General features: G+C 34.2%; 27 protein-coding genes. 20 read left to right on the top strand and 7 right to left on the bottom strand.

Going from position 1 to position 24,790, the window contains the following annotated elements:
* Nucleotides 1–8: 8 nt before the first annotated feature.
* From SJY24_RS20640 to bcbE, 9 genes are all read left to right on the top strand, one after another.
* The gene (locus SJY24_RS20640) at nt 9–557 is read left to right on the top strand and encodes a GNAT family N-acetyltransferase (protein WP_377866008.1); all 549 of its coding nucleotides are present in this window, start codon (nt 9–11) and stop codon (nt 555–557) included.
* A 297-nt stretch (nt 558–854) separates the two neighbouring features.
* Nucleotides 855–2,663, top strand: coding sequence for a petrobactin biosynthesis protein AsbA (gene asbA, locus SJY24_RS20635; protein WP_377866007.1), 1,809 nt, complete (start codon nt 855–857; stop codon nt 2,661–2,663).
* 59 nt (nt 2,664–2,722) lie between these two features.
* The gene (locus SJY24_RS20630) at nt 2,723–4,561 is read left to right on the top strand and encodes an IucA/IucC family protein (protein WP_377866006.1); all 1,839 of its coding nucleotides are present in this window, start codon (nt 2,723–2,725) and stop codon (nt 4,559–4,561) included.
* Nucleotides 4,548–5,786, top strand: coding sequence for an AMP-binding protein (locus SJY24_RS20625; RefSeq protein ID WP_377866005.1), 1,239 nt, complete (start codon nt 4,548–4,550; stop codon nt 5,784–5,786). The genes SJY24_RS20630 and SJY24_RS20625 overlap by 14 nt, the downstream gene beginning before the upstream one ends.
* Nucleotides 5,783–6,058, top strand: coding sequence for a petrobactin biosynthesis protein AsbD (asbD, locus tag SJY24_RS20620; protein ID WP_377866004.1), 276 nt, complete (start codon nt 5,783–5,785; stop codon nt 6,056–6,058). The genes SJY24_RS20625 and asbD overlap by 4 nt, the downstream gene beginning before the upstream one ends.
* 23 nt (nt 6,059–6,081) lie before the next feature.
* Entirely contained in the window at nt 6,082–7,080 is a 999-nt protein-coding gene (locus tag SJY24_RS20615) for a DUF6005 family protein (protein WP_377866003.1), read from the top strand.
* A gap of 29 nt (nt 7,081–7,109) precedes the next feature.
* Nucleotides 7,110–7,952: a sugar phosphate isomerase/epimerase family protein gene (locus tag SJY24_RS20610; RefSeq protein WP_377866002.1), complete on the top strand. Its 843-nt coding sequence runs from the start codon at nt 7,110–7,112 to the stop codon at nt 7,950–7,952.
* A gap of 125 nt (nt 7,953–8,077) precedes the next feature.
* Nucleotides 8,078–8,284, top strand: a complete 207-nt coding sequence (locus SJY24_RS20605; RefSeq protein ID WP_000113539.1) for an alpha/beta-type small acid-soluble spore protein — start codon at nt 8,078–8,080, stop codon at nt 8,282–8,284.
* Between the two features lie 235 nt (nt 8,285–8,519).
* On the top strand, nt 8,520–9,749 hold the full coding sequence (gene bcbE, locus SJY24_RS20600) for a bacillibactin exporter BcbE (protein WP_377867286.1): 1,230 nt from the start codon (nt 8,520–8,522) through the stop codon (nt 9,747–9,749).
* Between the two features lie 53 nt (nt 9,750–9,802).
* Here the strand turns inward: bcbE and SJY24_RS20595 are convergent, their stop codons facing one another.
* On the bottom strand, nt 9,803–10,417 hold the full coding sequence (locus tag SJY24_RS20595) for a LysE/ArgO family amino acid transporter (protein ID WP_377866001.1): 615 nt from the start codon (nt 10,415–10,417) through the stop codon (nt 9,803–9,805).
* A gap of 117 nt (nt 10,418–10,534) precedes the next feature.
* Here SJY24_RS20595 and pdxR point away from each other — a divergent pair, with 117 nt between their 5' ends.
* Nucleotides 10,535–11,980 (top strand): MocR-like pyridoxine biosynthesis transcription factor PdxR, encoded by a 1,446-nt coding sequence (gene pdxR / locus SJY24_RS20590; RefSeq protein ID WP_377866000.1) that lies wholly within the window; start codon nt 10,535–10,537, stop codon nt 11,978–11,980.
* A 12-nt stretch (nt 11,981–11,992) separates the two neighbouring features.
* On the top strand, nt 11,993–12,160 hold the full coding sequence (locus SJY24_RS20585; RefSeq protein WP_000816371.1) for a DUF3933 family protein: 168 nt from the start codon (nt 11,993–11,995) through the stop codon (nt 12,158–12,160).
* 108 nt (nt 12,161–12,268) lie between these two features.
* Here the strand turns inward: SJY24_RS20585 and SJY24_RS20580 are convergent, their stop codons facing one another.
* Together SJY24_RS20580 and SJY24_RS20575 are read right to left on the bottom strand one after the other, a co-directional pair.
* A complete protein-coding gene (locus tag SJY24_RS20580; protein WP_377865999.1) occupies nt 12,269–13,234 on the bottom strand; it encodes a patatin-like phospholipase family protein in 966 nt (321 codons plus the stop codon).
* 87 nt (nt 13,235–13,321) lie between these two features.
* Nucleotides 13,322–13,480, bottom strand: coding sequence for a YjcZ family sporulation protein (locus SJY24_RS20575; RefSeq protein ID WP_377865998.1), 159 nt, complete (start codon nt 13,478–13,480; stop codon nt 13,322–13,324).
* A gap of 224 nt (nt 13,481–13,704) precedes the next feature.
* Here SJY24_RS20575 and SJY24_RS20570 point away from each other — a divergent pair, with 224 nt between their 5' ends.
* The 4 genes from SJY24_RS20570 (at nt 13,705) to SJY24_RS20555 (ending at nt 16,556) form a co-directional block, all read left to right on the top strand.
* Nucleotides 13,705–14,457 carry a YwqG family protein gene (locus tag SJY24_RS20570; RefSeq protein WP_377865997.1) on the top strand — a complete coding sequence of 251 codons (753 nt, stop codon included), beginning with the start codon at nt 13,705–13,707 and terminating at the stop codon, nt 14,455–14,457.
* A gap of 145 nt (nt 14,458–14,602) precedes the next feature.
* Nucleotides 14,603–15,763 carry a transglutaminase domain-containing protein gene (locus tag SJY24_RS20565; RefSeq protein ID WP_377865996.1) on the top strand — a complete coding sequence of 387 codons (1,161 nt, stop codon included), beginning with the start codon at nt 14,603–14,605 and terminating at the stop codon, nt 15,761–15,763.
* A 103-nt stretch (nt 15,764–15,866) separates the two neighbouring features.
* Nucleotides 15,867–16,064 carry a DUF4083 domain-containing protein gene (locus SJY24_RS20560; protein ID WP_377865995.1) on the top strand — a complete coding sequence of 66 codons (198 nt, stop codon included), beginning with the start codon at nt 15,867–15,869 and terminating at the stop codon, nt 16,062–16,064.
* Nucleotides 16,065–16,094: 30 nt separating this feature from the next.
* Nucleotides 16,095–16,556 (top strand): NUDIX hydrolase, encoded by a 462-nt coding sequence (locus SJY24_RS20555; protein WP_377865994.1) that lies wholly within the window; start codon nt 16,095–16,097, stop codon nt 16,554–16,556.
* Between the two features lie 41 nt (nt 16,557–16,597).
* Here the strand turns inward: SJY24_RS20555 and nadE are convergent, their stop codons facing one another.
* On the bottom strand, nt 16,598–17,416 hold the full coding sequence (gene nadE / locus SJY24_RS20550) for an ammonia-dependent NAD(+) synthetase (protein ID WP_377865993.1): 819 nt from the start codon (nt 17,414–17,416) through the stop codon (nt 16,598–16,600).
* Between the two features lie 272 nt (nt 17,417–17,688).
* Between nadE and SJY24_RS20545 the strand changes: the two genes are divergently transcribed.
* From SJY24_RS20545 to SJY24_RS20535, 3 genes are all read left to right on the top strand, one after another.
* On the top strand, nt 17,689–19,569 hold the full coding sequence (locus SJY24_RS20545) for an FtsX-like permease family protein (protein WP_377865992.1): 1,881 nt from the start codon (nt 17,689–17,691) through the stop codon (nt 19,567–19,569).
* 119 nt (nt 19,570–19,688) lie between these two features.
* The gene (locus SJY24_RS20540) at nt 19,689–19,976 is read left to right on the top strand and encodes an AbrB/MazE/SpoVT family DNA-binding domain-containing protein (protein ID WP_000648281.1); all 288 of its coding nucleotides are present in this window, start codon (nt 19,689–19,691) and stop codon (nt 19,974–19,976) included.
* Nucleotides 19,977–20,262: 286 nt separating this feature from the next.
* The gene (locus SJY24_RS20535; RefSeq protein ID WP_377865991.1) at nt 20,263–21,213 is read left to right on the top strand and encodes a serine protease; all 951 of its coding nucleotides are present in this window, start codon (nt 20,263–20,265) and stop codon (nt 21,211–21,213) included.
* Between the two features lie 38 nt (nt 21,214–21,251).
* Here the strand turns inward: SJY24_RS20535 and SJY24_RS20530 are convergent, their stop codons facing one another.
* Complete coding sequence (locus SJY24_RS20530) at nt 21,252–21,560, bottom strand: ArsR/SmtB family transcription factor (protein ID WP_377865990.1); 309 nt, start codon at nt 21,558–21,560, stop codon at nt 21,252–21,254.
* A gap of 107 nt (nt 21,561–21,667) precedes the next feature.
* Between SJY24_RS20530 and SJY24_RS20525 the strand changes: the two genes are divergently transcribed.
* Nucleotides 21,668–22,603 carry an aldo/keto reductase gene (locus SJY24_RS20525; RefSeq protein ID WP_377865989.1) on the top strand — a complete coding sequence of 312 codons (936 nt, stop codon included), beginning with the start codon at nt 21,668–21,670 and terminating at the stop codon, nt 22,601–22,603.
* Nucleotides 22,604–22,652: 49 nt separating this feature from the next.
* Nucleotides 22,653–23,825 (top strand): MFS transporter, encoded by a 1,173-nt coding sequence (locus SJY24_RS20520; RefSeq protein WP_377865988.1) that lies wholly within the window; start codon nt 22,653–22,655, stop codon nt 23,823–23,825.
* Between the two features lie 188 nt (nt 23,826–24,013).
* Here SJY24_RS20520 and SJY24_RS20515 read toward each other — a convergent pair whose 3' ends face one another.
* A complete protein-coding gene (locus tag SJY24_RS20515) occupies nt 24,014–24,238 on the bottom strand; it encodes a hypothetical protein (protein WP_000162606.1) in 225 nt (74 codons plus the stop codon).
* Between the two features lie 84 nt (nt 24,239–24,322).
* Entirely contained in the window at nt 24,323–24,670 is a 348-nt protein-coding gene (locus tag SJY24_RS20510; RefSeq protein WP_000426320.1) for a DUF4257 domain-containing protein, read from the bottom strand.
* Between the last annotated feature and the right edge of the window lie 120 nt (nt 24,671–24,790).

Here is a 24,790-nt window from a genome sequence, read left to right as displayed (position 1 = left end):
TTGATATAATGATGAGTAAACAAGGGGGAGAAATGATGGAAATACATATTAGAAGAGCGATAAAAGATGATATACCAGGTATAGCGAAGGTGCATGTTGATAGCTGGAAAACAACGTATAAAGGGATATTTACTGAAGAAATTTTAGAAAATATAACATATGAGCAACGAGAAAAACAATGGGAAAACATTTTTCAACAAGAAGTTAAACACCAATATAGATTTGTAGCAGAGACGTTAGATGGAACAATTATCGGATTTATTGACGGGGGAGTTGAAAGAACAGGTACATATAATTGTGATGGGGAATTATATGCGATTTATGTGTTACAACAGTATCAAGGCTTGAAAATAGGAAAAAGGCTATTTCAAGTGTTTTTATCTGAGTGCCAAAAAAATAATATGCAATCGCTGTTAGTTTGGGTAGTTACTAATAACCCTTCTAAAAAGTTTTATGAAAAATATAATCCAGAAAAAATTGATACGAAATTTTTAGAAAGACTAAATGTAGAAGAAACAGCGTATTGTTGGAGAAATACAAATAATATTATTATGTAAACTTGTTATTTGAAAGAGGTATACCAATTAAGGTATACCTCTTTTGTTTAACTATTTTGGATCGATTACTAATGAAAAATAGTAAGTATGTAGTTTGAAAGTGAGAATTTTTCTTATGTATTTTTAATCAGATTAAAGAAAGTCTGAAAAAAAGAAAAGTTTATTCAGATTTAAAAATTCTGAAATAAACTATTGAATTGATAATGGTAATCAATTAGAATTTGAATTGATAACGATATTCAATTATCAATTGTAATATGAAATTCCGATAGCGTTCATATAAAGAGGAGGCAAAGTATGAGGCATGCGAAACAAATCGCGGAACATGCAACAATACAAAGTTTTTTAAATTGTTATTTAAGAGAAACAGGAAGTGGAGAATGGATTACAGAGGATAAAAGGATAGAGGATATTTTCTACCATTCATTACAAAGAGATACTTGCTCTACTTATTTATGCTGTCGGTTATCGGCACAAAACATTACTTTGTATGGAGAGGTTATATATAAATCACCAACAGATCGTCATTTGTTTGGAGAACAATTTTATTATCAAATGGGAGAAAATAAGAATGTTATAAAAGCAGATTACGTTACAGTTATTACATTTTTAATAAAAGAGATGTCCATCAACTACGGAGAAGGGACGAATCCTGCTGAACTTATGCTTCGAGTTATTCGTAGTTGTCAAAATATTGAGGAATTTACAAAGGAGCGAATAGAAGATACATCCGAATTATATGGTTTCCATACATCCTTTATAGAGGCGGAGCAATCTTTATTATTTGGACATTTAACTCATCCAACCCCAAAGAGTAGACAAGGTATTTTGGAGTGGAAAAGTGCAATGTATTCTCCAGAATTAAAAGGAGAATGTCAGCTTCAGTATTTTAGGGCACATAAAAGTATAGTAAATGAAAAATCATTATTATCAGATTCTACAACAACGATTATAAAAGCAGGATTAAGTAATGATGAGATGGTTAGTAAGGAATTTATATCGAAGTATTGTAATGAAGATGAATATTCATTAATTCCAATTCATCCGCTTCAGGCAGAATGGCTATTACACCAACCTTACGTACAGGATTGGATAGATCAAGGAGTACTTGAATATATCGGTCCTGCCGGTAAGTATTATATGGCAACATCATCACTTAGGACGTTATATCATCCCCACTCAAAATATATGCTTAAGTTTTCATTTCCAGTAAAAGTAACAAATTCAATGCGCATTAATAAATTGAAGGAACTAGAGAGTGGTCTTGAAGGAAAGGAAATGCTAAATACAGCAATTGGTGAAGTATTAGAAAAGTTTCCAGGCTTTGATTTTATTTGTGATCCAGCCTTTATTACATTAAATTATGGAGCACAAGAATCTGGATTTGAAGTGATTATACGAGAGAATCCTTTTTATAGTGAGCATGCAAATGACGCTACATTAATTGCTGGATTAGTACAAGATGCTATACCTGGAGAACGTACTCGTTTATCGAATATTATTCATCGATTAGCAGATTTAGAAAGTAGAAGCTGTGAAGAAGTAAGTTTAGAGTGGTTTAGACGATATATGAATATTTCTTTAAAACCGATGGTATGGATGTATTTACAGTATGGTGTTGCATTAGAAGCGCATCAGCAAAATAGCGTCGTTCAGCTAAAGAATGGTTATCCGGTTAAATATTATTTCCGTGATAATCAGGGGTTTTATTTCTGTAATTCAATGAAAGAGATGCTTAATAATGAATTAGCTGGTATTGGAGAGCGTACTGGAAATTTATATGACGACTATATTGTAGATGAGAGATTTCGTTACTACTTAATTTTCAATCATATGTTTGGCCTCATTAACGGTTTTGGTACAGCAGGATTAATTAAGGAGGAAATCCTTCTCTCGGAATTAAGGTCTGTACTTGAATCATTCCTTCCTTATAACCGTGAACCTTCTACCTTTTTAAGAGAATTGTTGGAAGAGGATAAGTTGGCATGTAAAGCAAATTTATTAACGAGATTTTTCGATGTCGATGAGTTAAGTAATCCTTTAGAACAAGCAATTTACGTACAGGTAAAGAATCCGCTCGTTAGAGAAGTGGCTGTTCGTTCATAAATAACGTTAAAATTTCACGTAATACAAATAATGGTATTTCCCATAAGGTGGAGGGGGTTATGAGAATGGACATGTATCATACGAAAATATTGAAGGCGCTCGAATCAGAAGATTACATTTCAGTGCGAAGAAGAGTGCTACGTCAATTAGTAGAATCGTTAATTTACGAGGGGATTATTACACCGGTTCGCATAGAAAGGGAAGAACAAATTCTTTTTATAATACAAGGACTTGATGAAGAAAACAAAAGTGTCACATACAAATGCTACGGAAGAGAACGAATGACATTTGGACGTATCTCTGTAGATTCATTAATAATGAGAGTTCAAGAGGAACAACAAGAAATACAATCTGTGTCGCAATTTCTAGAAGAAGTTTTTCGGGTTGTTAGCGTTAAACGAACTAAATTAGATTCTTTTATTCACGAATTAGAACAAACGATATTTAAAGACACAATTGCACAATATGAAAGACATAATAAGGTGAAATATACTCGGAAATCGTACGATGACTTTGAAAGTCATTTAATAGACGGTCACCCATATCATCCTAGCTATAAAGCACGCATTGGATTTCAATATCGTGACAATTTTCAATATGGATATGAATTTATGAGACCAATAAAACTCATCTGGATTGCAGCGCATAAGAATTATGCGACTGTAGGTTATGAAAATGAAGTGATTTATAGCGATACTTTAAAAGAAGAAATTGGTGAGCAGAAAATAGAAGAATATATGAATCGTATTCGAAGTTTAGGTTCTAATCCAGAACAGTATTGTTTAATTCCGGTTCATCCTTGGCAGTGGGAAAACTTTATTATTCCGAATTATGCTGATCATATACAGGATAAATGCATCATTTATTTAGAGGAGTCAGAGGATGATTATTGCGCGCAACAGTCAATGAGAACGTTAAGAAATATTACGAGTCCAAAGAAGCCGTACGTTAAATTATCGATGAATTTACTCAACACTTCAACACTCCGTACGCTGAAACCATATTCTGTTGTGAGTGCACCAGCAATATCAAATTGGCTAAATGATGTTGTAAGTGATGATCTGTATTTAAGAGATGAATCGCGCATCATTTTTTTAAATGAGTTTTCGGGTGTAACGTATGATACGAATAAGGAATCTGTATATGGTTCATTAGGATGCATTTGGCGTGAAAGCGTTCATAAATATTTGGATAGACAAGAGGATGCAGTGCCCTTTAACGGCTTATATGCAAAAGAGAAAGATGGGACGCCAGTTATTGATGCATGGTTAAACAAACATGGGATAGAAAATTGGCTACGATTACTTATTCAAAAAGTGATTATACCAGTTATACATCTTGTTGTAGAGCATGGGATCGCATTAGAATCACACGGACAAAATATGATTTTAGTCCATAAAGAAGGGCTACCTGTCCGTATTGCATTAAAGGATTTCCATGAAGGACTTGAGTTTTATCGTCCATTCTTAAAAGAAATCGACAAATGTCCTGACTTTACTAAAATGCATAAAACGTATGCGAATGGAAAAATGAATGATTTCTTTGAAATGGATCGTATCGAATGTTTACAAGAGATGGTACTAGATGCACTGTTCTTATTTAATATAGGAGAATTAGCTTTCGTACTTGCGGATGAATATGAATGGAAAGAAGAAAGTTTTTGGATGATAGTGATCGAAGAAATCGAAAGTCATATTAGAAAATATCCACATTTAAAAGAGAGATTTGAAAGGATTCAATTATATACACCTACGTTTTATGCCGAGCAATTGACGAAGCGTCGTTTATATTTAGATGTGGAATCACTTGTTCATGAAGTTCCAAATCCATTGTATAGAGCAAGACAACTTATGAAACAAAAATCAGTTGTTACAGGGGGAAATCATGCTGATCGTTAATAAACAAGAGTATAGCAAAAGTGATTTTGATTTGAGATTACAAGTTTATGAGGAGATGGAACAATTTCAAGAAGTAGCAGGAAATAGATTTGCGCTTTGTCTGAAAGATCCATTCGATATTATTACGCTTGTGTTTTTCTTAAAAGAAAAGAAATCATCAGTATTACTTATACATGAAGATACGCCAAAAGAAACGGCTACTGAAATGGCAAAGCGTGCAAATTGTATAGGAATTTTATGTGGAGAATATGGCGATTTTACGAGGTTAGAAGTAGTGAACTGTTTACTAGAAGAGCCTTCTTTATTGCAATATAGTTCTGGAACAACAGGAGAACCGAAACTAATTCGTAGAGCATGGACGGAAGTTGATATAGAAATTACTGCTTATAATGAAGCTTTAAACTGTGAAGTAGATGAAGTGCCGATCGTTATGGCTCCTGTTTCACATTCATACGGATTAATATGTGGTACGTTATCTGCAATTACGCGGGGAAGCAAACCTATCATCATTACGAATAAAAATCCTAAATTCGCATTAAATATAGTTCGCAATACAGAAAAACATATCATATATGCAGTACCACTTATGTTACATATTATGGGGAGTTTCCCGCAAGGAACGTTTCAGTTTCATAAAATTATGACATCCGGAGCGCCTTTGCCAGAAGCATTGTTTTATAAACTAAAAGAAACGACAACATATATGATGCAGCAATACGGTTGTTCTGAAGCGGGGTGTATTAGTATATGTCATGATATGAAAAGCCATTTAGATTTAGGAAATCCACTACCTCATGCGAGTATAAGCATAGGTTTAGATGAAAATATGCCTGAAGAAATCGTAGTGAAAATGAACGATAAAGAAATCTTCACGAAAGATTTGGGGTATAAATCTGAGCGTGGCCTTCATTTTATGGGACGCATGGATGATGTGATTAACGTTTCAGGATTAAAAGTCTTTCCTATAGAGGTAGAAGAAACGATGCTTCGACTAGAAGGCGTTCAAGAGGCAATTGTATATCGCGGGAAACATCCTGTCATGGGCGAAATTGTTAAAGCGAAAGTAATCTCTCATATTGATCCAGTACGAATAAGAGAATGGTGTATTCAGCATTTACCAGCTTATAAAGTTCCACATGAGATTGAAAGTGTAACTGAAATTCCGAAAAATAAAACTGGAAAAGTAAGTAGAAAGTTACTAGAGATGGGAGATGTTACAACATGAGACGTGAAACATTAAAAAATGAAGTGCTGAAAATTATGACAGGAAAAATGGAACTAAAAAACGTGACACATTTAGAAGAAACGATGCGTTTAAATCAAGATTTATATATAGATTCGGTAATGATGTTACAGCTCATAGTATACATAGAAATGGATTTAAAGCTATGCGTTCCAGAGGATGAGATAGACCCAAAGGCGTTTCTTACTGTAGGATCTTTGCTCGACTTTATGGAAGATTTGCAGCCGTTACACGAAGTAAATGTGAATAACTAACCTTTAGGAAAGTGGATGAGAGTATGACTTCAATTAAAGTTCACTGTTTAGTGAGTTGTTTTTGTGAAATTATAAAAAGGCGTAGCGATATAGATTACCGTCCATTTTATTTCGGATTATGGGATGGAGATTTTGATATAACAGAAGGCGGGATTATTTCTTATCATTCCGAAAACATTAACCATGATAACTACTTGCTCTGGTATGAAAAATTGTATGGTATGAAAGTGAACGAATGGTACGATCATTCAAAAGATAAGAGTATCAATGTAGAGACATTTTTAGAATTAGTAGAAAATAAACCGGAAAATCGTTACGTAATTGTAATGGTTGATATGTCTTTATTGCCTGAGAGAGAAAATAAATTTCATCAAAAACCGTTTCCACATTACTTAATGATATCGAAGACAGAGAAAGAAGACGAATGGTTCATGCTTGATCCTGATTTTCGCTGGGAAGGGAATATGGAAAGAGAAAAAGTGCTCCATTCTATTAAAGACAACCCATTTGGTGGAGGCTATTTCATTGATATTGATATAGAAGGAATTCAGGAGCCAACAGAAGAAATGGTAGCGAATTATTTCACAGAAACTTTCAAAAGAAACGATAATGAACTGACTATGGAGCTGAAAAATTTAATTATAAAAATGGCAAATGAAGAAGAAGGCTATTCGCTTTCTGGTCTTGTAGCGGCAGTAAAACAAATACCAGTACTTGCAATTCGTAAATATAGTTATGAACATGCTTTTGCATACTTCCGTGAAACGTTGCAATATTCGGAGCAAGAATTTGATTATTGGTGTGATCGGGTAGAAGATATTGTACAAGGATTTACAAATGTACAGTATCGTGCAATTAAAATGGCAATGACGAATAATAAAGATATGTTATTATCAATTGTTGAAAAGCTAGATGGAATGAATGCAATTGAACTGCAAATTAAGGATGAATTAGAGAGACAATTTCTATCATGGAAAGATATGAAAACAAACGAGTCTGTCTTACCTTTTAAAAAAAGCTAACTGAATTTAAGATAAGGGAGTTCAAACCTATGAAATATTCGCTATGTACTATTTCCTTTCGTCATCAATTAATTTCATTTACTGATATTATTCAATTTGCATATGAAAACGGTTTTGAAGGAATTGAATTGTGGGGGACTCATGCACAAAATTTGTATGTGCAAGAGCGTGAAACGACAGAACGAGAGTTAAATTTTTTAAAGGATAAAAACTTAGAAATTACGATGATAAGTGATTATTTAGACATATCATTATCAGCAGATTTTGAAAAAACGATGGGGAAATGTGAACAACTTGCAATACTAGCTAATTGGTTTAAAACGAACAAAATTCGTACGTTTGCTGGACAAAAAGGAAGCGAAGATTTCTCGGAACAGGAGAGAAAAGAGTATGTGAATCGAATTCGCATGATTTGTGAAGTATTTGCTCAGCGCAATATGTATGTACTTTTAGAAACACATCCAAATACGTTAACGGACACGTTACCCTCTACTTTGGAATTATTAGAAGAAGTAGACCATCCGAATTTGAAAATAAACCTTGATTTTCTTCATATATGGGAGTCTGGTGCAGATCCAATTGACAGTTTCCATCGACTAAGGCCATGGATACAACATTACCATTTTAAGAATATATTGTCAGCAGATTATTTGCATGTGTTTGAACCAAATAATGTATATGCAGCAGCGGGAAGTCGAATTGGTATGGTTCCATTATTTGAAGGTATCGTAAATTATGATGAGATTATTCAGGAAGTGAGAGATACTGACCATTTCGCATCACTTGAATGGTTTGGACATAATGCAAAAGATATATTAAAAGAAGAAATGAAAGTATTAATAAATAGAAATTTAGAAGTAGTAACTTCTTAATATAAAATGATGTAAGAGTCTCTCATTGTAGAGACTCTTTTTAAAAAATAAAAATAACCAAAAATTACCATGTATTTAAATTGGAATTTAACACAATTTATATATAAATAAGGAGGTGATCGGTAATGGCTAGAAATCGTAACGCTAATCAATTAGCATCACATGGAGCACAAGCAGCTCTAGATCAAATGAAATATGAAATTGCACAAGAGTTTGGTGTACAACTTGGAGCTGATACTTCTTCACGTGCAAACGGTTCTGTAGGCGGTGAAATTACAAAACGCCTTGTAGCGATGGCAGAACAACAGCTTGGTGGCGGATATACTCGCTAAATGTAGAAGGTTATAGGAGAAAGGAAGGATTCTTCCTTTCTTTTTTTTTCAATTAATTGGTATGGATATATTGCGAACTGGATTCAAAGAATAGGAATAATACTATATTTTCCCCAATTTCTTTTGTTGTAAATGGGAAGTAGTAAAATGTAATAGCCCTGGTGGAATGAAAAATTACGTTCCAGCAGGGCTATTATATGGTAAGAAATATATGATGAAAGGTTCCGAAGCCAACATGTTAAAAAAAGAAAACTGTTGTTTAATTGCGCTTGCATCAGTTCCACTTGTTATGACATTAGGGAATTCAATGCTCATTCCAATCCTACCGACTATCGAAAAGAAATTACATATTTCATCGTTTCAAGTATCCATGATTATTACAATTTACTCTATTGTAGCCATTTTACTTATACCGATTGCTGGTTATTTATCAGATAGATGGGGACGAAAGATGATAATGGTTCCGAGTTTGCTGATTGCGGCTATAGGAGGGGCGATAACTGGTTGGGTATCTTGGAAAATTGATAATCCCTACACTTGGATATTGATCGGTAGAGCGATTCAAGGTATTGGTGCTGCTGGTGCAATGCCAGTTGTTATACCGTGTGTTGGTGATTTATACAAAGATGAAAAACAAGTTAGTGCAGGTTTAGGAATCATTGAAACATCCAATACATTTGGAAAAGTGTTGAGCCCTATTTTAGGATCTGCTCTTGCTGCCATTGTATGGTTCTTACCATTTTGGGCGATTCCAGTTTTATGCGTAGTATCAATCGTTTTATTACTTGTTCTAGTAAAGGCAAAGAAACAAGAAGGAGAAGTACCACCACTTAAAGAGTTTATAAAATCTATTCTTTCTACGTTTCGAGAAAAGGGAAGATGGTTGATTGCCATTTTTGTATTAGGTGCAATTATTATGCTTATTTTATTCGGAATTCTCTTTTATTTATCGACTATACTGGAATCAAAGTATGACATTCATGGTATATGGAAGGGGTGTGTACTTGCTATCCCGTTGCTTGTACTGTCACTTAGTTCATATATGGCTGGTAAAAAAATTGGAGATAATCAAAATATGATGAAGAAGTGTATTTATATTGGTTTTTTAATGGCAGCTGCATCAGTCATTATTCCTTTATTTATAAAAGGGATCTATTTACTACTTCTTTGTCTCGTTATTATGGGAATAGGAATTGGTATGGCACTCCCATGTTTAGACGCCCTAATTACACAAGGAATTGAAAAGGAACAAAGGGGGACGGTTACGTCATTTTATAGTTCAATGCGATTTATCGGTGTAGCAGCTGGACCACCTCTATATTCTTTTTTCATGAAAGGTGCTGACCATGAAGTGTTTTATTTAACAAGTATTTTCGCTGGTATTGGTGCTGTTATAGCAATGATTTGGATTAGACCAGCAAAAGATGCAAAGACGGTAAAACAGAAATCGGAACCTACTTCATAATTTGTAAGAGAATTGCATGATGTTTTAAGTCACATGCAATTCTCTTTAGTTAATTAAGAATAAATAACTTGTTTTAACATATAAAGTGCGACACCCCATATGATAAGACCAGAAAATTTATTTAATAATAAGATTGTCTTTCCGGTTGAGTCTATTCTTTTTAAAAATTTCCCCGCTAAAGCTAAGCTTATAAACCAAATCCAAGAAACGATAATAGTTGCAGAAGTGAAAGCCCATTTTTCACTTCCTATGTATTGGATAGAGTTTGTTCCAATTACACCAATTGTGTCTAAAATTGCGTGTGGATTTAGTAATGAAACCGATGCTGCGAAAATAATTTGATTTTTTAAAGGCATACTTTTTTCTTGTTTTACATCATTTGCAGGATCGCTTCTCCAAATAACCCAGCCCATATACATAAGAAAGAAAAATCCAATCAAATACAAGGTGGTTGTTAACCAAGAAAAAGTTAGGAGCACAAGGGAGACACCCTGTACAGCAATTAAAATTAGCAACGTATCACATATAGATGCAGTTAATACTACAGGGGCTACTCTCCAAATATTTGGTTGGCTCGCACCTTGGTTAAAGACAAAAACATTTTGGACACCTAATGGAATAATAAGACCAAATGCAAGGATGATACCGTGAATAATTGCTTCATTCATCATATTACCTCCTACTTAATGTGATTAATTATGATAGTGTATATTGTATAGAAGAAATGAAAGTTTGTATCCATCCATATGGTTGGATAGGTTACCAACCAAAAAATGTGAGGTGATATGATGGAAAGGTTAGTTTGGAAACCTAATATGTCTTCACCTATTCCATTATATAAACAAATAGAATCTTATATAAAAGAAAGAATTGTTAATGGGGAATGGACAGTTGGAACTAAATTACCTTCACAAAGAGATTTGGCGCAAACGTTTGAAGTAAATCGAAGTACAATTGTAATGGCTTTCGATGAATTAGTAGCAAAAGGGTATATTGAGGGGAATGGCCGGAAGGGAACAATTGTAATAAATAATAGTGAGAGTACTGCCACATATGCACCCCCTCCTAACTGGCGGTCCTATGTGGAAACAGGCCTTCATTATCCAAATCTTCCTGCTGTACAAGAGATTAATCAAGCTGAATTTACTCCCAATGTAATTCGATTGGGAACAGGTGAGCTCGCGCCGAGCCTTTTACCTGAGAAAAAGATGAAGGAAATTATTAATAAAATTTTACAATCAAATGTTACACTTGGGTATGAGGAACCGAAAGGAAATCTTTATTTAAGAGAAAAAATTGCGGAATATTTAAAAGGGCATGGGGTATATGTATCTCCTGACTCTATTTTAATTGTTTCAGGGGCAATTCAAGCACTGCAACTTATTTCTATGGGGCTTCTTCCGAAAGGAGCGTCAATTTTATTAGAAAAACCATCATATTTATATTCGCTTAATGTATTTCAATCAGCAGGAATGCGTTTAATTGGAATACCAATGGATGAGAATGGTTTAAACGCATCATATATTGCGAAATATAAGAAGCAATTTAATGCATCTATTTTATATACAATCCCGTCTTTTCATAATCCGACGAGCTTTAGTATGAATGCGAAGAAACGAATAGAAGTGATGGAAATCTGTAATGAAATTGGATTGCCTATTATAGAGGACGCGGTGTACCAAGACTTATGGTTTGATGAGCCTGTTTCAAAGCCTTTAAAGGCATATGATAAAAACGGAATTGTACTACATATAGGGAGTATGTCTAAAGTAATTAGTCCAGGATTAAGAATTGGATGGATTGTTGGACCTGAGCCAGTCATTCAAAGATTGGCAGACATAAAAATGCAAACAGATTATGGTTCAAGTTCTATATCCCAGCAAATTGCAGCGGAATGGTTTACAAATGGATTATATGATGAACATTTACAGTTTGTAAGAATTAAGTTGAAAAAGCGCAGAGATTTTATGTTACAAATGTTAGAGAAATATTGTCAGGATATAGCAACATGGTATGAACCGGCAGGTGGTTTTTATATTTGGTTACATATGAATGTACCCGTTTCGAACCGTAGCTTATTTGACAAAGCTTTGCAAGAAAAGATTTTATTAAATCCAGGTACTTTGTATGATAGAAGTGCAAACCAATTTTTACGCCTATCATATTCATACGCAACGTTAGAAGAAATTGAAATGGGTATAAAAAAACTTGCACAACTAATGAAAATGTAAGAGGAGAAAATAATGAAACAATATGTAATTTGCCAAATTATCGATGGGGATAAATATTTAGCTGCTTATGCGGAGACGAAGCAGGATGCAATTGAAAAAGCGGAATTGTTAGGGTTACGAACGGGAAATCGATACACAGTTATTACTGCGGAGGAAGCTGAAGGGTTAACTTACCCTTAGGCAACGTATAGTAATTATGCAAGAAGTAAATAAGCCTAGTAATATATGATATTACTAGGCTTATTTTTTTTGAAAGCGTTACGTGTTCTCGTATGAAAAATAATAGTATTATGAGTCAAGTTGACGGAAATACCGATTTGTTTTTCGGTCCTGATTTCCGTTTCTATATTCATCAATATATTGTCTGAAGTTCCAAGATTGTACAAACTTATTTGCAGCGTTATAACCAGAATTGTAAAGCCACTCTTTTTCTTCCTTTGTTAACTCAAAGTTTGTGCTTGTAATGGATCCCGTTGGAATTGTAATCGTTCTTGCTTTTGATTCTTTATCTAAATGGCGTAAATCATGGGCTTGCATCATTGTTTTAAATAGTCCTTTGAACATGGAGATAGGCTCGTTATAGTGGGCAGGATCAGCTTGAATCTCATCTTTTACAAAATGAAATCCAAAAGTCGGCCAGCGAGGAGAGGTAGGTGAGTCGAAAATCCAAATTGGGTAATTGCTTAAAATCCCTCCATCAACCATATAACAAGGTTGCTTCCATTTTGGGGTTCTCCATTTTACGGGTTCAAAGAAGAAGGGGATTGTACTACTCATTCTTACAGCTTTAGCAATAGAGAAGCGATAATTTAAAAATCCGTAGTTTGGTAAGTCATCGGGGAAGATAACCATTTTTCCATTACTTATATCAGAAGCGATAATTTTAAGCTTATTTAAATCAGGTAAATCTGTGAATAAGTGAACTCCTTTTTTGCGAAGTAATTCTTCAATCCATTCTTCTATAAAAATATTAGAGTAAATACCAAGAGTAGTCCATGCGCTTAATCCTTTGCCGATAAACGGGATTCTGTCAATAAAGGTTTTCTTCGTAAATGTATTATAATCAATATCAGTTATTATCGTTTTTAACTCTGAACAAGAATATCCTGCTGCTAGAAGCGCTGCGATAATGGAACCAGCTGATGTTCCAGCTACACGCTCCCATTCATAGCCTTTTTCAGCTAACGCGCAAATTGCCCCTACATGCGCAATTCCGCGTACACCGCCTCCTTCAAAAACACCATCAATCTTCATCAATCATACTTCCTTTCGAATAAAAGATTTAAAAATGGCAAAAAAGCACGTATTGTACGTGCTTTTTTACAATAGTTTTTAAGTTTACTAGCAGCCTACAAAGCCGCCCCAACAGCTAGCTCCGATGATGATTAGAAGGATAAATAAAACGATTAATAAAGCGAAACCTCCATAACCACATCCACCACCACAACTACCGCCGTAACCGTAGCCGCCGTAGCCGCCGCAACTATATCCGTAACCCATGTGGAATTCCTCCTTAAATTAAAAATAAAAATGAACGAGGGGAAAATGTACTGGAAGAAATAATGAACTATCGTGTTTGTAGGAACAATGTATACTATGCTTTTTTAAACTTGTTCGCGTATGAGGGATAAGCCCGTTTTTTTGAAGGGTTGTTGATTTTACGATAAATGGAGTATAATCTTTGTGCTATGATACAAATAAGTATGTAAATGTAAGGAGAATTTATGGATAAAAAAATTGAAGTATTAATTGATAAATATGGACTGTCACATTTAAAAGAGGAACTTATTCATACTGTATTTCCTTGTGTAAAAGTTGTGCCAAAGCAACAAGAAATGATTGCGGTAGGTAGTTCGAAAATGGGGGGAGTTCCTGATTTACCGGATTCATTTGAATACCCAATGTACAAAGGAAATCCGTTACAGTTTATCGCTCAATTTAATTTAAATGATTTACAAAATGTTGGTATGGATCACAATCTTCCTAAGACAGGGATGTTATATTTCTTTAGCATTGAAAATTACTTTGAAGAAGATGTGAATCCAACTGAAGCGGGGCGTGTACTTTATTATGATATTCCTGTAGAGCAATTACGAAGAGCAGATGAAACTCAAGCGAAGTATACTCAATGCGCAATTACTTTTGAACTGACTTATAAATTACCAGAACTTTTCATTGAAGATGAGGCAGATTCAGATCGTTTCTTGCAATTACTTGAAGAGCTGATTCCAGACAACTATGATAATCATCAAATGTTTGGTGAGCCATTCTCTGTACAAGAGGAAGTATTATATGAGACAGGAGAATATATGGGGATAGAGCCACAGCAAATGACGCTTTTATTCCAAATTGATTCAGATCATAAAAATTGTAATATGGTTTGGGGAGAATTAGGAATGCTATATTTCTGTATTAGTAATGAAGATTTGAAACATCGACGTTTTGAAAATACGTGCTGTGTATTACAAACTTGTTAATGAAAAAGGTTGTTCTTGTAAAAAGAACAACCTTTTTACAATGTTAAATATGCATAATCTCATATGACCTATTTTGAAAAGTATTGTATACTCTGAAACTATACGATACTTTTTCGTATAGTTATAGAATGTAAGGAGTGACAAGATGGGAAAGACAAGTAAGTATGTGACAGCTGCCGCACTTTGTTCAACTATAGTAATGGGAGGCTTACAGGCGTCAGCTGTATCTTATGCGGCTACGAATCCGACTACAGTGACAACACAATCAGATGCAAAGTTGTTAAATGATTTCAGAAAAGAATTAAAAAAACAGATTGATAATCGAGATGAAAATATTACAATCGCATATAAAACAAAAGATAGAAATGCTAGAGATGTTATGGACCGATTATACAAAGAATATAATAAAATTGTAGATGCGGATGAGTATGTAAAATATAATGTAGCGTCTACTAAATATTCTATTAAAGGGTTACCAGGGAACTATACGTTTACACTGCAAGTGAAATACCGTGAATCAAAAGAGCAAACACAATATGTAAAATCTCAGGCAAAAACAATTATCGGTTCAATTGTAAAACCAGGAATGGATGAACATGAAAAAGTGAAAGCTATTCATGATTATGTTGTGAAACATGTATCCTATGATACTTCTTATCAAGCATATACAGCATATGAAGCGTTAGCGAACCGTTCTGCAGTTTGCCAAGGATATACATTATTAACATATGAGTTACTAAAAGAAGCGGGTATTCAAAATCATATTGTAACAGGTACAGGAAATGGACAAGCTCACGCATGGAATTTAGTGAACATTGACAACAAGTGGTACCACCTTGATACTACATTCGATGATCCAGTACCAGATAAAGCTGGGCGTGTGACATATTCATATTTTAATATGTCTGACGAGCAATTAAGTAAAGACCATGATTGGGATCGTAGCAAATATCCAGCAGCAACTTCAAGTTACTTTGGTGAATTAACGAACAAAATAAAAGCTGGTAGTTCAAAAACTGCTGTATATGAACAGATGTTAAAAGAAACAAATTTAAAATATTTGTCTGCACAATACGGGGCAGAAAATTACAGTGAATTTAAGAAAAAATTACAGCAACAATTCGCTTCTAAGCCAGAAAAGGTAGAAGTACGATATAAGCAGTCCATGGATGGAACAATGCAAGATATAAAGAAAGTACTAGATGAAATAACTTGGCCAAAAGGTGCAAAGCGTGTATCTTATCAAGTTGCGCCATATAGTGCAATGGCAGGTTATTCATTAGCGACAATTACATTTACGTATTAAGCAATGAAAAAGAGCATCTGTAAAAGGTGCTCTTTTTATTATGTATTACTTTAAAGAATCAGAATTATGGGATAAAATAAAGGAGGAAGGATGTGGAAACTGAATGAATTTGTTCGAAAGTAATATATTTACATTGATATATACTTGTTTAGTAATCGGACTTATCGTTTTGTTTTTCCTATCATTTACTTTGTTTGTTAGAAGGTTATTGCAAAACAGCGTTGCAAAAAAACAACATGTGATTAATATGAATCAGAAGTTAGATCGGATTATTGAATCGCTTGAAAAAGATAAGAAATAGCGATAGAAGATGTATGAAAAGTGGAAGAAGATGGCTAATTATATAAAAGAATTACGTGAAAAAGTAGGGCATGATTATGTTATTTTGAATTTTGCAGGTGGTTGTGTATTTAATGAGCTTGGTGAAGTGCTTCTGCAAAAAAGAGGAGACTTTAATGCTTGGGGATTTCCGGGCGGTGCAATGGAAGTCGGGGAATCTGCGGCAGAAACTGCGATTCGAGAAATTAAAGAAGAAACAGGATATGATGTGGAAATTGATGAGCTCATTGGTGTGTATACGAAATATTTTCAAACATATCCGAATGGAGATCAGGCACAGGCAATTGTAATATTCTTTAAGTTTTCAATCGTTGGAGGGAACAAAAAAATAGACGGCGATGAAACATTAGATCTGAAGTTTTTCCCGTTAGACAAAATGCCGCCATTGTTTAATAAACAACATGAAGATTGCTTGCAGGATCTATTAGAGAAAAGGGTAGGAGTATATCGTTAACATAAAAAAGAAGCTAATGAGATTAGCTTCTTTTTTATGTTCTATTTCCACCAATCATCAAACATAGATGCTGGGACTTGTCTTTTATGTTCACTCACTTTGTAACGCTTCTCGATCTTTTCAGCAACGTCGGTTGGAACGGCTTTACCTTCTAAATAGTCATCTAATTGATCGTAAGTAATGCCTAATTCTGTTTCATCAGCTTGACCTGGTTTTTCATCTAATAAATCAGCTGTTGGCATTTTTAAGTAAAGTCGCTCGTCCGCACCTAATTCTTGTAATAAAGCACGTCCTTGGCGCTTCGTTAATCCTGTTAATGGTAATAGGTCTGCACCACCATCTCCGAATTTTGTAAAGAAACCTGTTACAGCTTCTGCAGCATGATCTGTTCCGATAACAAGTAGACCTTTTTGTCCACCAATTGCATACTGCGTAACCATACGGATACGCGCTTTAACGTTCCCTTTATTGAAATCAGTTAATGATTCGCCTAATAAGTTTTCGTATTGATTTGAGAAAGCATCAACTGTTGAAGCGATATCAAATGCAACAGATTGATCAGCTTGAATAAATTGTAATGCTAATTGTGCATCATCTTCATCTTTTTGTACTTTGTACGGAAGACGTACGGAGATAAACGTTGCGTTACCACCTTCATTACGAATTTCTTCAACTGCAAGTTGAGCTAAGCGTCCAGCTAATGTAGAGTCTTGTCCCCCACTAATTCCAAGTACAAATCCTTTCGCACCTGTTTTTTTTACATAATCTTTTAAGAAATCAACACGTTTACGGATTTCTGCTTTCGGATCAATTACAGGCTGAACATGTAATGCTTTCATAATTTGATCTTGTAATGTCATTATGTTTTCCTCCTATTCGTTTTAAAGCAGTAAATAAGTTTATATGTATATTGGTACATACTTCTAACCTTTATTATTTCGCAAAACTAACGAATATACAATAGGATGCGTGTATGAATATGAATGAAGTTATTATAAATAAACTGTTTTGTATAAGCAATTTTATTAAACCTTTCAATAATGTAAGGTTTTTGTCATTTGAATCGATGGAAGGTATTTCCGGATTTTACTAATATAAAAAAGCATAGTTAGTAGAAGGGCGGAGAAGTAGTATGAACATTAGAGAACTTGCATTTCGAAATGTAACGCGAAATAGACGAACATATTCAGCATATTTTTTGAGTAGTGCATTTGCTATTATGGCCTTTTTTGTGTATTCATTTTTTGCGTTCCATCCGGCATTAAGTGCGGGAGAATTAGGACAGTACGTATTCGTAAGTATGTCTTTTGCACAGTCTATTATATACTTATTTACATTCTTCTTTATTTTATATTCAATGGGAATGTTTTTAAAAACGAGAAAGCGTGAATTGGGAATTTTAATGATGCTTGGTATGACGAAATACCAATTAAAGCGTCTTATCTTCTTTGAAAATATCATGATTGGAATAGGGGCAATAATTTTTGGAATTCTGTCAGGTATGTTATTTTCAGGAATATTAATATTTGTAGCCCCGATGATATTGAAACTAGATATCTCTTTAACCTATTACATACCGATGAAAGCGATTGTTGTAACGAGTATTATGTTTTTCGTATTATTTATGATCATTTCATTGTTTAGTGCAGGGATGGTTCGTAAAAATAAAATCATGAAATTGTTTAGAGGATCAGCAGAGGCGAAGCCAGAACCGAAGGCATCTATAATTTCTTCTATATTAGCAGTAGTATTGCTTAGTGCGGGTTATACAGGAGCTCTTATGTCACATGGTGCAATGGTATTTGTGATGATGATTCCTGTTACAACGGTAGTCATTATTGGTACGTATTTGCTGTACAAGCAGTTGAGTGTCTTTATTATTAGACTATGTAAAAAAAGTAAACGTTTCTATTGGACACAGACAAATATTATTACTTTGTCAGATTTAGCTTATCGTATGAGAGATAACGCAAGAATGTTCTTTATTGTAACAATTATTTCAACTGTAGCATTTTCAGCAATAGGTACATTAGTTGGTTTCGCATCAATGACGAAAGGAATTATGGAGAGACCAATTGCGTTTCATTACCACTCTAAGAAAGGAAATAGTAATGAATCACAGCATTTGAAGATGATTGACGAAGGATTAAAGAAACATAATATAGAAGCTTCAAAAATAAATATTTCATCGAAGAAAACGGAAGAACAATCGTTAAGAAGTGCTATTTTTATAAAAGAATCGGATTATAAGGAGTATGCGAAGTTAACGGGGGAACCGTTTAATACTGTATCAGACAAAGAAGCCCTATTTCTGTCAGTAGAAATACCAGGGCCAACGATAAAGGAAAGAAAAGAAATTTCTTTCCTAAATGCTAATGAGCCCTTAAAGGTGAAAAAAGTTAATACTTCTTCATTAAGTAAAATACTAAGAGGTAATGTTTATGTAATCTCTAAAAATCAATATGATGCATTACAAGATGGATTTAAAGAAGAAAAAGATTATGTGTACAAAACGGAAGGAACGAAAGATGAAATTGAGGTTGGTAAGGAACTTACGCTTCAGATGAAGCCTTATGAAGAACATGCAATGTTTAGTGCAGAAGAGTACGAACAAAACCAAAGTTTACAAATCGCAGGACCGATTCTATTTGTAGGTTTCTTTATTGGTATTGTATTTTTCGTATGTGCAGGAAGCTTCCTTTACTTCCGTTTGTTTTCTGATTTGGAGGATGATACTCGTTTGTTTGAAATGATTCGAAAAGTGGGCTTAACGAGTGGGGAATTATCGAAAGTAGTTACAATCCGATTGGCACTTTTATTCTTCGTTCCAATAGGTGTTGCAACATTACATGGGGCAGTAGCGTTAACTGCACTGGGACAGATGTTTGAGTACTCACTATTTAAAGAAAATGTGATTGTATTAAGTATTTTTGTAAGTATTCAAGTTTTGTATTTCGTCATTATACGAGCTCGTTATTTAAAACAATTGAAAGAAAGATTGAATATTCTTTAAATGTGTTTTTTTAACTTTTGTACTATATTTTCTAAAAAGAGTAAGGCATTACCAAATATATAGTGATAAAATGAAAATAGCGAGGTGAAAAAAATAATAGAGAGTAAGGGGGGAGTAACATGAAAGCAACAGGAATTATTCGAAAAGTAGATGAATTGGGACGGATAGTTATTCCTAAAGAATTACGAGATGTATTAGGAATACAAATCAAATCACCACTTGAAATTTTTGTAGAAGAAGACAAAGTCATTTTACAAAAATATCAACCATACAATGCTTGTCAAATAACAGGTGATGTTTCAGATCAAAATATTTCATTAGCAAATGGAAACATTACTGTTAGTATAGAAGGCGCAAAACATGTAATAAAAGAAATTGAGCAGTTTTTGAAAAAGAGTGAGATTTAGTCTTAATTTATCCCGCTATTTGTGGGAGTCGGGCTGTCCGTAAAAGCCCCCGATTGGTGAGGGCTAATAATCAGTGGAGATGAACAATCCCTCGCTGATTATGGTTTCACTTTATATTATTCTATTAAAAAACTGAAAAAGAAAAGGACCATAATAGGTCCTTTTCTTTTGTTTATTGAGAAACATTTGAGAGGAAGGGAAATGGAACGAATAAAACGAATGTTAGATATAAACGTATTCAATAGTGGTCTAAAATGAAAATAATACATTTTCAGGAGGGATTACGATGAATAGTAGTACAGCGAATAAACAAAAAGGCATTAAATTAATTCCGTTTACTGTAAATAAAGTCGTTGAACAAGTAAATGAAATTCCACCAGGTGTACAATTGATTCATGCTCCGCAAGTATGGGAAAAGAGCGCGAAAGGGAAAGATATTGCCGTTGCCGTTTTAGATACAGGTTGTGATATAAGTCATGTAGATTTAAAAGATCGTATTATTGGTGGGAGAAATTTCACGAAAGATTATGAAGGAAATCCCAATATTTATCTTGATAATAATGGGCATGGTACTCATGTAGCTGGGACAATTGCAGCGACTGAAAATGGTGTCGGTGTATTAGGTGTAGCACCACTTGCTAAAATGTTAGTATTAAAAGTATTAGCAGGAGACGGTTCTGGAAGTTATCAGCAAATTATTGAAGCCATTCATTATGCTGTAAATTGGAGAGGACCGAATAAAGAGAAAGTGAGAATTATTTCAATGTCACTTGGTGGTCCACAAGATGTACCAGAGTTACATGAAGCTATTCAAAATGCGGTAAAAGAAGACGTACTTGTCGTATGCGCTGCTGGAAATGATGGCGATTGTAACGATGATACGGAAGAATTAGATTTTCCAGGTGCTTATTCTGAAGTAATCGAAGTAGGTGCTGTTAATTTAGAGCGGAAAATTTCATGCTTTAGTAATTCAAATCAAGAAATTGATTTAGTGGCGCCAGGCGATGAAATATTATCTACGTATCCAGAGGGGAAATATGCAGTATTAAGTGGTACTTCAATGGCGACGCCGCATGTAGCTGGAGCGCTAGCACTTCTCATTAAGCAGTGTGAGAGAGAGTATGGTAGAAAATTATCAGAGCCGGAAATATACGCGCAACTTATAAAAAGGACTGTACCTTTAGGGTATGAACGTACATCTGAAGGGAATGGATTAATAGATTTATTAAAAGAATAGGAATTACTAAAAAACATCTCATATATATGAGATGTTTTTTAGTACGGTTCTGTCGCATGTAATACGACGTCTATTAAGCCAGGGAATCTAGCATTTAAGTCATCCTCACGAATTGAAATGAAACGTTGAGTTCCTTCAAGGCGTGTATACATAACACCAGATTCACGTAACACTTTGAAATGGTGAGATAAAGTTGATTTCGCAATTGGAATGTTTAACGCACCACAAGATTGTTCATTTTTCTCTAGTAGCATAGTTACAATTTGTAAACGAATTTGATCGCTAAGTGCGTATAAGACAGAAGAGAATTGAATTTCTTCTCGATTTGGATGATAGAGAGTACGCATTTTTTCACCTACTTGTATAAGTTAATATATTTGCACTATAACATATGAAGTGGTATATTTCTATTGTTCGAATATAATCGAACAATAGAAATATAGGGGGAGAAAAAATGAAATATACAAAATTGCAAAAGGCAGGACTAAATATTTCAAAGTTAGGGTTAGGAACAAACGCTGTAGGGGGACATAATTTATATGCTGATGTGAATGAGGAAGAAGGAAAACGATTAATAAAAGAAGCTATCCAGCAAGGGATTACATTTTTTGATACAGCGGATTCATACGGTTTCGGTAGATCAGAGGAATTGGTAGGAGAAGTATTGAAAGGAAAACGCCAAGAAGTTGTACTTGCTACAAAAGGTGGAATACAGCCGTTATTAAATGGAGAGGTTTATATTAATAATGAACGAAGCTATTTAAGAAATGCTGTGGAAAATAGCTTAAGAAGATTACAAACTGATTATATTGATTTATATTATTTACATTTTACAAATCCAGAAACAAGTTACATAGATTCAATTGGAGAGCTTACTCGCCTAAAAGAAGAGGGGAAAATTCGTGCAATTGGAATATCTAACGTAAACGTAGAGCAATTAAAAGAAGCGAATCAGCACGGACAAATAGATGTTGTACAATCACCGTATAATATGTTGGATCGTGCTGCTGGGGAAGAACTTTTGCCGTATTGTATAGAATCAGGTATTTCATTTATTCCGTATGGACCTCTTGCCTTTGGGATACTAGGTGGAAAATATACAGAAGATTTTAAATTGAACGAAGGCGATTGGCGTCAAAGTGTAAATCTATTTGAAGAAAATACATATAAGAGTAACTTTAAGAAAGTTGAGAAGTTAAAGGGCTTAGCTAAAGAAAAGAATCTCGAAGTATCGCATTTAGCTTTAGCGTGGTTATTAAACAAAAAAGGAATTGATACTGTTATTCCTGGCGGGAAGCGGGCAGAGCAAATAAGAGAAAGTGTAAGAGCGGTGGAAGTTTCATTGAATGAGAAGGTTATGAAAGAGATTGAATCTATTTTAGAAGCTTAGTTGAAAAGAGGGATAGTTCCCTCTTTTTATATAAAAGGAGAAGATATAAATGAAAAGAGTACTAGCTGTATTCTTTACGATAATGTTTATGATTGGTACAAATACGTTCTTAATTTCACCACTTTTGCCGACATTACAACAGGTGTATCATGTATCAACTGAATTATCAGGATGGATGGTGAGTTCATATGCTCTAGGATACGCTGGATTTGCGCTTATCGCTGGTCCTATATCAGATGGCTTAAACAGAAAAAAAGTGATGGTATTAGGAATGAGTTTTTTTGCATTAAGTACATTTTTGTGTGGAATGGCACCGAGTTTTTTATGGATGCTAACATTTAGATTTTTAGCAGGTGTAAGTGCAGCTTTTGTATCTCCACAAGTATGGGCATCTATTCCGCTCCTTATAGAGAAGAAGCAAATTGTAAAAGCAATTGGAATTGCAACAGCAGGGTTATCAATCTCCCAAATTTTAGGACTGCCAATTGGAGCATATTTAGCAACGATACATTATACAACACCATTCTTCGTCATTGGTATATTATCAGCACTACTTGTCGTTCTTATTTATGTTACATTACCAGAAATACAACCAGTTCAAATAGGTGGAAATGAAAAAAATATATTAAAGCGCTATAAGCAATTACTTAGAGATTCAAAGGTTTCACTTTCTTATTTTGAATATTTTGTTTTTCAAACTGGTAATTTTGCAGCATTTTCATTCTTTGGTGTGTGGCTTTCCAGTCAATTTGGCTTACAAGTTCATGAAGTAGGTACAGCTATGCTCGTATTAGGATTGGGAAATTTAACCGGTAACATTTTTGGGCCGAGAATCGTAAATAAAATTGGTTATAACATTTCTTTCTATGGTGGAATTGTATTTACAGCAGTGCTATATGTCATACTTCCTCATGTAAAGAACATTATATTTGTAGAGTTATTTTTCTTTGTTTTATTTTTTGTGACAGGAATTTTGTTTGTATTGATGATGGGGCGCTTACAAAATATGTCTAGTATAGCAAGAGGAACAGGAGCCGCTCTTGCTAATGCTTCTATGTATATTGGCCAAATGATTGGAGCGGCAATAGCAGGAATGTTATTTGCAGCATCTCACAATTTTATACTTGTAGGTAGTTTTACTGCGCTACTATATATAGTAGCTTTATTTTTGTTTAGAAAAAGCGAAAGGCTTAATGAAGATAGTGAAACAGAAATAGCATAATAAAGCCTTTAAAAATAAATCGGGGAAATCCAAAAAAATAAAAAATCCCTAAAGAGATAGGGATTTATATATCGGCATATAGTTCCTTGGAAAAGGATAAACTTAGCTTACCATACTGGAGTACGTATATTTGTGAAATAGATGTGAAAGTAATGTGAAAAATGCCGTAATAAAAAGCACTGTTTTAGCTAAAACAGTGCTTTTCTTTTGGATTGAACAGTTGCTGCATTTTCATCATGTATGCCTGCATCTTTAATAATTCGTTGTTTTGCTTTATTTAATAGATGGTTTACTGCTTCACCAAAATAGTTAGCTTCGCTTTTTGTGCGGGCTTCTCGTAAACATTTATAGTTTTCTAGCAGTTCCTCTTTTTCGGTGTTTGTTAAGAAATCTTCTATTTTCTTTTTTGTCATACGAAACACCCTTTCTTCTGACAAACGACGCAATAGAAAATATTTATTTTTTATTATAACAATAATTTTTAAAGAAAGTATAGACTAACGTCGTAATAGTTTGTCAATTTCTTGGATTTTCTCATCAGCTTTCCCAATTTGCGTATTTTTAGCCTGTTCACCACCAAGAGCTTGGTGAAGTAAAAACGTTTGACCGGAAATAGCGGTCACAATGGAGACTTTTATAATTTCTTTTATTAAGGTGACATCGAATAAAACGAGTCCAAGAAGTGCAGCTAGACTACCAGTGAAAATATCAGTCAAAAAACCAAAGTGAAAAAAAGTTTTTAAACGGCGTGGAAGCAATAACTTGCCTTGGTTATTGATCAGATGGGAAACGAAGCCAGTAATGCCACCAACGAGAACAGCGGTTAGCCATTGATACATTTCCATCGAATCCACTCCTTTTAGTGAATAAGATTCGATTTTTTCATATTGATTCCTTTTAATATTTCATATAAGCGTATTGAGAAAGTTTGTTTGGGTATATTCCTTATTTAATTTAATTATAAC

It is taken from the genome of Bacillus sp. R86525 (assembly GCF_042466195.1).
GTDB classification, from domain to species: domain Bacteria; phylum Bacillota; class Bacilli; order Bacillales; family Bacillaceae_G; genus Bacillus_A; species Bacillus_A nitratireducens.
Note: the sequence above shows the minus strand (reverse complement) of the source record. Positions and strands in the feature narration are given on the sequence as shown.